Annotated in this window: 9 protein-coding genes and 1 pseudogene; 4 read left to right on the top strand and 6 right to left on the bottom strand. The window is 75.7% G+C overall.

Annotation, left to right across the window (positions count from 1 at the left end; all coding sequences use genetic code 11):
• Window positions 1-366 (top strand): aggregation-promoting factor C-terminal-like domain-containing protein (locus AOK18_RS17515; RefSeq protein WP_055694990.1); only part of this gene is annotated, 366 nt, incomplete at its 5' end.
• Window positions 367-512: 146 nt separating this feature from the next.
• On the opposite strand, the gene AOK18_RS17520 is transcribed toward AOK18_RS17515, so the two are convergent.
• Window positions 513-2,618 carry a bifunctional glycosyltransferase 87/phosphatase PAP2 family protein gene (locus AOK18_RS17520; protein ID WP_055694991.1) on the bottom strand — a complete coding sequence of 702 codons (2,106 nt, stop codon included), beginning with the start codon at window positions 2,616-2,618 and terminating at the stop codon, window positions 513-515.
• Between the two features lie 334 nt (window positions 2,619-2,952).
• Entirely contained in the window at window positions 2,953-3,345 is a 393-nt protein-coding gene (locus AOK18_RS17525) for an FHA domain-containing protein (protein WP_055573777.1), read from the bottom strand.
• A 149-nt stretch (window positions 3,346-3,494) separates the two neighbouring features.
• Between AOK18_RS17525 and AOK18_RS17530 the strand changes: the two are divergent.
• Window positions 3,495-3,923: pseudogene (locus AOK18_RS17530) on the top strand (DnaJ family domain-containing protein).
• Between the two features lie 26 nt (window positions 3,924-3,949).
• Here the strand turns inward: AOK18_RS17530 and AOK18_RS31010 are convergent.
• Window positions 3,950-4,582: a hypothetical protein gene (locus AOK18_RS31010; protein ID WP_079105063.1), complete on the bottom strand. Its 633-nt coding sequence runs from the start codon at window positions 4,580-4,582 to the stop codon at window positions 3,950-3,952.
• Between the two features lie 5 nt (window positions 4,583-4,587).
• Window positions 4,588-5,262 carry a hypothetical protein gene (locus tag AOK18_RS17540; protein WP_055573779.1) on the bottom strand — a complete coding sequence of 225 codons (675 nt, stop codon included), beginning with the start codon at window positions 5,260-5,262 and terminating at the stop codon, window positions 4,588-4,590.
• A gap of 124 nt (window positions 5,263-5,386) precedes the next feature.
• Here AOK18_RS17540 and AOK18_RS17545 point away from each other — a divergent pair, with 124 nt between their 5' ends.
• On the top strand, window positions 5,387-5,878 hold the full coding sequence (locus AOK18_RS17545; RefSeq protein ID WP_055694993.1) for a GNAT family N-acetyltransferase: 492 nt from the start codon (window positions 5,387-5,389) through the stop codon (window positions 5,876-5,878).
• Window positions 5,879-5,891: 13 nt separating this feature from the next.
• Here AOK18_RS17545 and AOK18_RS17550 read toward each other — a convergent pair whose 3' ends face one another.
• Complete coding sequence (locus tag AOK18_RS17550; RefSeq protein WP_055694996.1) at window positions 5,892-8,060, bottom strand: MDR family MFS transporter; 2,169 nt, start codon at window positions 8,058-8,060, stop codon at window positions 5,892-5,894.
• 161 nt (window positions 8,061-8,221) lie between these two features.
• On the opposite strand from AOK18_RS17550, the gene AOK18_RS17555 reads away from it, so the two are divergent.
• The gene (locus tag AOK18_RS17555; RefSeq protein ID WP_055694994.1) at window positions 8,222-9,643 is read left to right on the top strand and encodes a peptidoglycan-binding protein; all 1,422 of its coding nucleotides are present in this window, start codon (window positions 8,222-8,224) and stop codon (window positions 9,641-9,643) included.
• A 48-nt stretch (window positions 9,644-9,691) separates the two neighbouring features.
• Here AOK18_RS17555 and AOK18_RS17560 read toward each other — a convergent pair whose 3' ends face one another.
• Window positions 9,692-10,369: an HAD-IA family hydrolase gene (locus tag AOK18_RS17560; protein ID WP_055573781.1), complete on the bottom strand. Its 678-nt coding sequence runs from the start codon at window positions 10,367-10,369 to the stop codon at window positions 9,692-9,694.
• Between the last annotated feature and the right edge of the window lie 83 nt (window positions 10,370-10,452).

The following is a 10,452-nucleotide window of genomic DNA, read 5'->3' on the forward strand; positions in this document are numbered from 1 at the left end:
GCCGGTGCCGCCCTCGCCGCCGCGGCGTGCGGCTCGCTGATCGCCGCCGCCCCCGCGCAGGCCGCCACCACGGCCACCGCCTCGGCCCAGGCGACCGCGCAGTCGATGATCGGCGACTCCGCCCAGTACCAGTGCTTCTCGAACATCGTCCAGCGCGAGAGCGGCTGGAACCACACCGCCACCAACGCCTCCAGCGGCGCCTACGGCCTGGTCCAGGCCCTGCCCGCCTCGAAGATGGCCTCGGCCGGCTCGGACTGGAAGACCAACCCCGCCACCCAGATCTCGTGGGGCGTCGGCTACATGAACGAGCGCTACGGCAGCCCGTGCGCCGCCTGGGACTTCTGGCAGGCCAACAACTGGTACTGACCGGCCCGGCACCGGCTCACGCACCACCCCGCACCACCCGCGTCACCCCGCATACCGAAAGCGGCGGCCCCCGATCCCCTGGGCCGCCGCTTTCGCCGTGCCCGGCGGTCCCCCGCGGACCGCCGCGGCGGCGGGACCCCGGGAAGCTACTTCCGGGCCGGCTCCTCCCGTACGGGTTTCCCCTGCGTGGGGAAAGGACCCGACGGCTTCGGCTCCGCGGTCCCCGGCCCCGGACCGGCGCCCGTGCCGGTGTCGGCGGCGACCTGCGGGCGGGCCCGCGGGCCCTGGAAGAGGTACGCCAGGCCGAAACCGGCCGCGACGACCAGGGCTCCGCCCACCGCGTCCAGCACCCAGTGGTTGCCGGTGGCGACGATCGCGGCGGCGGTGAACAGGGGGTGGAGCAGGCCGAGCGCCTTCATCCACGTCCTGGGCGCGACGAGCGCGATGACCAGGCCGCACCACAGGGACCAGCCGAAGTGCAGGGACGGCATCGCCGCGTACTGGTTGGTGAGCGCGGTGAGGGTGCCGTAGTCCGGCCGGGAGAAGTCCTGCACGCCGTTCACCGTGTCGATGATCCCCAGGCCCGGCATCAGGCGCGGCGGGGCCAGCGGGTAGAGCCAGAAGCCGATCAGCGCCAGCAGCGTGGTGAAGCCGATGCTCGCGCGCGCCCAGCGGTAGTCGACCGGGCGCCGCCAGTACAGCAGGCCGAGGACCGCGAGCGGGACGGCGAAGTGGAACGACGTGTAGTAGAAGTCGAAGAGGTTCCGCAGCCAGCCGATCTCCACGACCGCGTGGTTGACCGCGTACTCGATGTCCATGTGGAGCAGGCGCTCGAGGTCGAGGATCCGGTGGGCGTGCTCCTCCGCGCGGGCCCGCCCCTGCGTGTGGCTGTCGCCGGTCGCCGCGAGCCGCACCTTGGAGTACGCGGTGTAGGTGACGCGGATCAGCAGCAGTTCCAGCAGCAGGTTGGGGCGGGTGACGACCCGCCGCAGGAACGGCAGCAGCGGGACGTGCCGGAAGCGGGCGGGGACGGGTTCGGCGTACCGGGTGGGGACGGGGGTGCGGAAGTACGGCGAGGTGCGCGGCAGGAACGGGACCGCCGTGGCGGCGGCGAGGGCGGCGAGCAGGACGGTGTTGTCGCGGACGGGGTGCAGGAGCGGCAGGTTCGGCACGATCGTCGTGGCCGGCAGCGTCATCACCAGGACGACGGCGACGGGCCACACCGGCCGGTCGGAGGCGCGTCTGCCGGCCACGCCGACGGCGGTGAGCAGCACCCACAGCAGCTGGTGCTGCCACGCGGCCGGGGAGACGACGAGGGCGGCGCAGCCGGTGATCGCGACGGCGAGCAGCAGCTGGCCGTCGCGGGCGTAGCGCACCGCGCGGCGCAGGGCGAGGGCGACGACGGCCGCGCCGATCAGCAGGAAGAGGCCGGTCTCCAGGGGACCCTCGGCCCCCAGGCGCAGGAGGGCGCCGTGCAGGGACTGGTTGGCGAGGTCGTCGGCCCGGCCGCCGAGTCCGGCGCCCGCCGTGTGGTGCACCCAGTAGGTCTGCGAGTCCCGGGGCAGCGCGGCCCAGGCGAGCGCGGTGCCCGCGGCGAAGGTGAGGCCGGACGCGGCGGCGGCCCGGCGGCGGCCGGTGGACCAGAGCAGGGGGGCGAAGAGCAGCAGGGCCGGCTGGAGGGCGGCGGCGACGCCGGTCAGGACGCCGCCGGCCCGCTGTCCGCGGGCGACGAAGCAGCCCAGCAGGACGAGGAGGACCGGGATGACGCTGGTCTGCCCGAGCCACAGGGTGGTGCGCACGGGCAGGGAGAGCACGAGGAGGCTGATCGCGACCGGCGCGGCCAGCGTCGCGGTGCGGCGGCCGACCGGCCGGGGCAGGGCGCGGGCGGCGATCAGGCCGAGCGCGGCGACCAGCAGCAGCGTGCCGAAGGTCCAGCCCCAGCCGAGCGCCTGTTCAGCCGATCGGGTGAGGGGTCTGAGGACGAGCCCGCCGAACGGCGTGCCGGTGAAACGGGTGGACGCGTAGAGCGAGCCGTCGGCCTGCGGCCCGCCGTCGTGTCCTAACCAGGTCGCGAGGTCCGTGAGCCGCTCCCCGCGCGGGGTGGTCAGGACGGCCGCGACCTGGCGTACGGCCAGGACGGCGGCGAGCAGCCACAGTCCGAGCCGCACCGTGTGCAGACGTGATCCGGTGTCCCCGACGGCCGCGGCCGGGAAGGCCTTTGCCGGTCGCCCTCCGCGCTCCTCGTTCGCCACGCCTCGTCGGCCTCCCGCCCCGTCGTCCCGGCGCGTCCCGCGCGCGGGGGTCCCTCCGCGCACCTTATGAGGCGCGCACCGCCCCCGGAAGGGACGCAGGCACCCCCCGGTTCACTCGACGTCCGTCCCGGTTTGACCGGAATGGAGCCGACGGGAGGAGCCGGACCGTCCGCCGGGACGCGGCAGGGGCCCGTCCGGTGGGGCCCCGGGCGGGGCGGTACGGGGTGCCCGGGGCCTCTCGGGGCGGCGGTCCGGGCGGTCGCCGTCGGGGGTGGCGGTTTCGCCCCGCGGGAGCCGGAGCGGTCCGGCGGGCCCGCGGGAGCGGTCCTCAGCCTCACACCTCGTGGTAGAAACCCACGTTGACGCTGCGCGGGGCCGAGCGGTCCAGGATGACGACCTCGCCGTTGCCGCCCCGGGGCAGGGCGACGCTGCCGCCGTAGGCGACCGGGTGGACCTGGCCGCCGACGGTCAGCCGGACCTCGGAGGACGGCTCGGGAAGCGAACCGCGCAGCCAGCTCAGGTACCAGGTGCCGTCCTGGGCGCACTGGAACTCCAGGTGGACCCTGGACACGAACAGCCAGTCGTCCGGCGTGGAGAGGCGGCACACCGACCTGTCCCGGCCCACCCGCAGCACGGCGCCCGGCTCGGTCGGCGCCTCGGCCATGAGCATGCCGGCCGTGGCTCCCGAGTCCGCCGACGACACGGTGGCCATGGTGAGTTCGAGCACGGGCGTTCCTCCTGAGACGTTCCGGCGGACCGGCCGTGCCGGCCCGACGGCGGCCACGACGGCCTGGTGCGGCGGCCGGAACGGCTCGCTGTCGCCGCATGATAAAACGCCCGGCTCCGCCCCGTCCGTCCGGTGGGCACAATGCCCTCATGACCGAGCGGAAGCCGCCGGACGTGTCCTTCGGGACGTGGGGGGACCGGCGGATCCGTGAGGCCGGGGCGCGCGAGGACTGCGCGCGGCTGCCGGGAGCGGGCAAACCGCCGCCGCGCGACAGGGAGGCCCCGTACGACGGGACGGGGTGGACCGGGCGGAAGCCGGCCCGCGAGGGCCGGCGCGGTGCCGCCGTCGGCGCCGGCCCTGCGCCAGGAGGCCGGGGACGCGCCGGAGCCGCCCTCGCGGCCCCCTCGGAGCGGACCGTCCGGAAGATCCTCACGGAGGTCGGCGCCAGGACCCGCGCCGTGATGCTCGAGCCGCCGCCCGGCCCCCCGCCGGGCGGAAAGCCGTACGGCGTCGAGGACGTCGTACGGCGGTGGCGGGAGCGCCGGGCGGCGGACGGACCGGGGCCCGGGGGCGCCTGAGGCGGCGGCCCCGGGCCCGGAACCGGTCAGGCGCGCAGGAGTCGTTCCGCCAGTTCGCGGTAGTCCCGCAGGGCCAGGCGCAGTTGCTCGGTGCCGGTCTCGGCGGCGTGCGGGCCCTCGCCGACGTCCTCGGTCTGCCAGGACCGGCGCAGGGTGCGGCGCCGCTCGGTCACCGCGTCCGCGAAGCGGGCCGCCATCTCCTCCAGCACGCGGTCGGCCTCCGCGACGGACTCCCGCGGGGTGTCCACGAAACCGGTCACCGCGTGCTGCAGCCGCTCGGAGAACTTCTCGCCGTCGTCGAGGCGGAGCAGGCGGGAGCCGTGCGCCTCCTCGAGGGCGCGGTCACCGCCGTGGCGGTCGCGGCGCTCGTCCAGGAGCGTGTGCGCGTCCGGCACGCCGCCGGTGCCCTCGTGACGGTCCGGGACGCCGGCCCGGGCGCCCTTCTCGTAGGTGTCGCGGCGGGGGTCGCCGTGCGGGTCGTCCCGGCGGACGTCGTCACGGAGGCCGTCGCGGCTGCCGTCGTGGACGCCGTCACGGGTTCCGGGAAGGGACGTGCCGGTGGTGCCGGTAGTGCCGGTAGTGCCAGTGGTTCCGGTGGTGGTGGTGCGGGGGGTCTCGGTCAGCGGTTCGTCGCCGGGGCGACGGGTCGTGTCGGTCATCTCGGTCAGCTCTCCTTCGCCTGTCGCCGGTGGAGGAATGAGGGGGTGTGGGACCGGCCGTGCCCGGCCGTCCCCGCGCGGTGGCCTTCCGGCTCGCCGCGGTGGTTCCCGTCGTCGTGGCGGGACGGTCGCACCAGTTCGTCGAAGAGGGCACGGGCCTCGACCATGGCCTCGCGCATCTCCTCGGTGCCGGCGCCGCCCTCGTGCCCGCCGTTCACGCGGGCCTGCGCGACCCGGTGCACCCGGCGGTAGCCGTCGACGTGGTGGGCGTGGTGCACGGACAGCGCGGCGAGCTGCTCCTCGTACTGGCCGCCGTCGGGGTAGCCCCGGGCGGCGGCGAGGTCGGCGAGCAGCCGGTCGGCGTCGGCGACGGCCTCCCGCGGCGAGTCGACGAACCGCTCCTGCGCGGCCGCCCAGCCCGCCTCGTACCGCTCCCGCTCGGCGGGCTCCAGCGGTCGTGCCCGCAGGTCGCCGTGGAGCTCGACGCGCTGGGCCAGTTCACGTTCGGCGGCCTCGGTGTCCCCGTCGTGCCGGGTCAGGGCCCGGTCGTACTCGGGCCCGAAGCGCCGCTTCAGGTTCGCCCCGTGGCGGGGACCACGGGCGCGCAGGGTCAGGACGGCCGCCGCGATGGCAACGACCGCCACGATCACGATCAAGGCGATGATCAGGCCAGTGGACATGGATGCCTTCCGGTTCGTCGGCCAACCGGCGCTCCTCGCACGCCGGTTCTCCGTTCGGGTTGCCCGAAGACAGGCCCGCAAACAGAGTTGCGTGCTCGGGGAAAGACCTACGCAGAATGCGGGCATGACATGGACGGTCCGCCCCGAACCCCCCGGCTCCCCCGTCGCCGCCGCGCTCTGGCGGGCGTATTACACGGAGGTCAGCGACCGCTGGTACCTGCTGCACGAGGGGCGCCGGACCGATCCCGGGGAGCTGGAGCGGGAGATCGCCGCGGAGTCGGGCGACGACCTCGTGCCGCCGCGCGGGCGGCTGCTGGTCGCGCGGTACCGGGGCGAGGCGGCGGGCAGCGCGGGGATCCGGCTGCTGGACGCCACGACCGCCGAACTCACCCGGGTCTTCCTCTGCCCGGCGGTGCGGGGCCGGGGCGGGGCGGCGCTCCTGGTGCGCGCCGCCGAGGACGCGGCCCGCGCCTCGGGGGCCGCCCGGCTGGTCCTGGACACGCGCGGCGACCTGGTGGAGGCCCGCGCCCTGTACGCGCGGCTCGGCTTCACCGAGACGGAACCCCACAACGCCGAACCGTTCGCCGAGCACTGGTTCGCCAAGCGGATCGGATGACCCCCCGGACGGTTCAGTCGACCCGCGCGGCCGGCCGTCCGCCACCCCCGTCGCCCGCCCGCGCGTCCTCGCCGGCGTGGGGGCGCTCCCCGCGCGATCCGCCCAGCTCCCCCGACAGTTCGTGCACCAGCTGCACCAGGTCGGTGGGCCGGTCCGGCCCCCACCAGTCGCCGAGCAGCTCGGCCAGGGACTCCTCCCGGGCCCGCGCCAGCCGCGCGGTGGCCTCGAACCCGTCGTCGGTCAGGACGAGACCGAGGCCCTCGCGCCGGGCGAGGTGCCGCACCTCGGCCTGCCGGGCGGCCTCCATGACGACGTCGAGCGGGACGGTGCTGCGCTCGGCGAGCAGGGCCGGTTCCACCGAGCCGTACTTCCTGATCCGCAGCAGCAGCCAACTCGTCGCGGGCAGCAGGTCGTAGCCCGCGCGGGCGGTGGTCCTCCGGTAGACGTCGCGCCGGCCCTCGCGGGTGCCGAGCAGGGACAGCGCGCGGCACACCTCGTCGTACGAGGACCGCTCCACCGGGTTGCCGGCGGCCAGCGTCTCGGCGCCGTCGGGCGCGGTGACCGAGCCGCGCAGCTTGTCCTCCTTGAGGAACCAGGCCAGGGCGAACCCGGCGAGGGCGACGGGAACGGCGTACAGGAACACGTCGGTGATGGCGGAGGCGTACGCGTGGACGGCCTCCGGGCGCAGGGCGGCCGGCAGGTTCCCCAGGCCGCGCGGGTCGGCCTCCAGCGCGTCGGCGGAGACGCCGGGCGGGAGCCGGACGCCGCTGAGGACGGCGGTGAGCCTGTCGTCGAGGCCGTTCGTGAAGATCATGCCGAAGACGGCGACGCCGAAGGAGGCGCCGATGGAGCGGAAGAAGGTCACGCCGGAGGTGGCGACACCGAGGTTCCGGTAGGAGACGGCGTTCTGCACGATCAGGACCAGGACCTGGATCACCAGGCCGATCCCCAGGCCGAAGACGAAGAAGAAGGCGCTCATCACGAGGGTGGGGCTGTTCTCGTCGAGCTGGTGGAGCAGCAGCAGGCCGACGGTGATGAGGCCGGTGCCCGCGATCGGGAACACCTTCCAGCGGCCGGTGCGGCTGACGATCTGTCCGGAGGCGGTCGAGGCCAGCAGCGTCCCGGCCACCATCGGCAGCATGTGCACACCGGACATGGTCGGGCTGACGCCTCGGACCACTTGGAGGAACGTCGGCAGGTAGATGTTCGTGCCGAACATGGCGAAGCCGACGATGAAGCTGATCACGGCGGTGAGCGTGAAGGTGCGGATCCGGAACAGTCCCAGCGGCAGCACCGGCTCGACGGCCCGGCGTTCCACGGCCACGAACGCGAGCGCGAGCACCGCGCCCAGCACCGCGAGGCCGATGACCTGGGGCGAGCCCCAGGCCCAGGTGACGCCGCCGAGGGAGGCGACCAGGACGAGGCAGGTCGCGACGGAGGCGATGAGGAAGGTGCCGAGGTAGTCGATGACGTGCCGGGTCGGCCGGCGCGGGATGTGCAGCACCGCCGCGATGACGGCGAGGGCGACGATCCCCAGGGGGAGGTTGATGTAGAACACCCAGCGCCAGCTCAGGTGCTCGGTGAACAGTCCGCCGAGCAGCGGCCCCAGCACGCTCGTCGTGCCGAAGACCGCGCCGAACATGCCCTGGTACTTGCCCCGTTCACGGGGCGGCACGAGGTCGCCGACGATCGCCATGGACAGCACGATCAGGCCGCCGCCGCCCAGCCCCTGCAGTGCGCGGAAACCGATCAGCTGGGCCATGTCCTGCGCCGTGCCGCACAGCGCGGACCCCACCAGGAAGATGACGATGGCGGCCTGGAACAGCCGCTTGCGGCCGTACTGGTCGCCGAGCTTGCCCCACAGCGGGGTCACGGCGGTCGAGGCCAGCAGGTACGCGGTGACCACCCAGGACAGGTGCTCCAGCCCGCCCAGTTCGCTGACGATGGTGGGCAGCGCGGTGGCCACGATGGTCTGGTCGAGGGCGGCGAGCAGCAGGCCGAGGAGCAGCGCGCTCATCGAGACGACGACGTTGCGGGGCACCTGCTCCGCCCGGCCGTCCGGGCCGGCGCCGGGGTCCGGCGGTCCGGAACCGGCACCGGAGGCCGGTGGTCCGGAACCGGCACCGGGCGAGGGCCGCGCGCTGCCCGCCCTCTCCGCCCCGCCGTGCGCGTCCCCGGACATGGCCACCTCCACAGGTTCTCGTTCCCACGGTCCATCGTGATCGGTGTGACCGGTTATGGCCTGTCGAGCCCTTCCGGAAGCCCCCGTTCCGGGGGCGTGTGCGCGGGTGTGTGGAGGAGATCTGCATAATCTCTGGAGATCGCGAGGGGGAGGGAGTCCACGTGGACAATTCGGCGGGCACCCCGTGCCCGGAGTGCGGCACGCCCGGGAACGGGGACGGCACCCCCTCCTGCGCCTGCGCCCTGCGTGCGGCCGGCGCGGCTCGCGCCGCCCGGGCGGCGCGGGCGGCGCGGGCCGCGGAGACCGAGGACTTCACCCCGCTCCGCATCCGCCCGTACGTCGAACTGGACGACGGCACGACGGCCGCACCGGCTACGCCGAACAGTGGGGGTAGGCCGGACGGCGACCGCGCACCCGAGCCGGAGGCGGGACGGGGAACCGGACGGGAACCCGGCCGGACCGAACGGGCCGGGCAGGCGGAACGGACCGGGCGGTCCGGGCGGAAGGCGCAGGAGTCCCCCGCCCCGCCCAGCACGGGCCGGCAGGACGCGCCGGAGACCGGCGACGCCCTCGCGGCACGGGACGGGCGGCCCTTGCAGGACGGGGAGACGGCGCGGGACGGGGAGACGGCGTCCGCCGCATCGCAGCCGGCCGACGCGACCGTGCGGCTGCGCGCCGTCACCCCGGGCCCTCCCGCCGCGTCCGGGACCCCGCAGACCTCTCAAGACCCGGACGCGACGTCGGTCCTCCCCCCGGTCCTCCCGGTGCCGGACTCCCGGTCCTCCCCGCTCGCCGCGCCCCTCGCGCCGCCCACCACGGAGCCGAGCGCCACCGACCTGCACCTGTTCGACTCCACCCGTCCCCTCAGGGCGGTGCCCGCCGCCGCGGCCGGGCCGCACGCGGGCCCCGTCCCGGCGCCGGACGCCGGCGGCGCCCCGCCTCCCGGCGGCGGCCGTCGCCGGGCCACGCTGCTCGTGGCCGCCGGGGCCGTGGTGGTGGTGGTCGGGGCAGCCGGGTGGGCGAGCGGGCTGTTCGCCCCCGAGACGTCGTCGCGGGACGACGCGCTGCCGAAGGACGTCCGGGTGAGTGCGCCGGAGGCACCGTCCGACGCTCCCCCGTCGGCACCGGCCACGAGCGCGTCGGGCTCGCCGGAGGCATCCGCCCCGGCGTCGGCGTCGGCCACTCCGTCCGGGAGCGCGAGCCCTTCGGCATCGCCCTCGGCCTCGGAGTCCGGGGCGGAGGCGGGCGCTTCGGCGGCCCCCTCGGACGCGGCGGAGCCCTCCGCGACGGCCCCGGCGACCACCGCCCCGGCCGAGGCCCCCGAGGAGGCGGGGGAACCGGACGACGGCGCCGTCGCCGGGCCCGCGCTGAGGCGCGGCGACCGGGGCCCGGAGGTCACCGCCCTCCAGCAGCGCCTGGGCAGGGTGTACCTGTACCACGACTCGGCCCACGGCCGGTTCAACCGCCGCACGGAGGACGCCGTCCGCAACTACCAGTGGTCGCGCGGCATCCGCGGTGACGAGCCGGGCGTGTACGGGCCGGAGACCCGGGCCCGCCTGGAGGCGGAGACCGGCAGCCGCTGAGCCGACGGCACGTGCCGCGCCGGCCCCACCGCCCGGCGGCGGACGGCGTCAGCCCGTGGGGCCGGTCTCCGTGATGTGCAGCAGGATCGTCCCGTCCGCGCCGCGCTCCACCCGCACCTGGGTCAGGTCGCGTACGACCGCGTCCGGGTCGTGGAACCCGGCGCGCGGACCGATGCCGACGACGCGCATGCCGGCCGCGCGTCCCGCGGCGATGCCCGCCCCGGAGTCCTCGAAGACCACGCAGTCGGCCGGGGCGACGCCCAGTTCCGCCGCGGCCTTGAGGAACCCCTCGGGGTCGGGCTTGCTGGCGCCGACCGACTCGGCGGTCACCCGCACCTCGGGCCGCTCCAGCCCCGCGGCGGCCATCCGCGCCGTGGACAGGGCGACGTCGGCGGAGGTCACCAGAGCGTGCGGGAGGCCGTCGAGCGAGGCGAGGAACGCGCGGGCGCCCGGTATCTCGACGACGCCCTCGGTGTCCGCGGTCTCCTCGGCGAGCAGGCGCGCGTTGTCGGCGTGGTTCCGCTCCATCGGCCGGTCCGGCAGCAGCAGCGCCATCGAGGCGTAGCCCTGGCGGCCGTGCACCACCTTCATGACCTCGTCGCCGTCGAGTCCGTTGCGCTCGGCCCAGCGCCGCCAGACGCGCTCGACCGAGGCGTCCGAGTTGACGAGGGTGCCGTCCATGTCCAGCAGGAGGGCGCGGGCGGTGAGTACGGCGGTGGCCGTCATCGGCAGCTCCAGAGCGCGGGGCGGGGCCCGGGTGCGGACCCGGGGCGGTCCCCGGGCTGGGGACAAGGCGGCCCCGCCCGCCG

The organism is Streptomyces prasinopilosus (assembly GCF_001419695.1).
Lineage (GTDB): Bacteria > Actinomycetota > Actinomycetes > Streptomycetales > Streptomycetaceae > Streptomyces > Streptomyces prasinopilosus.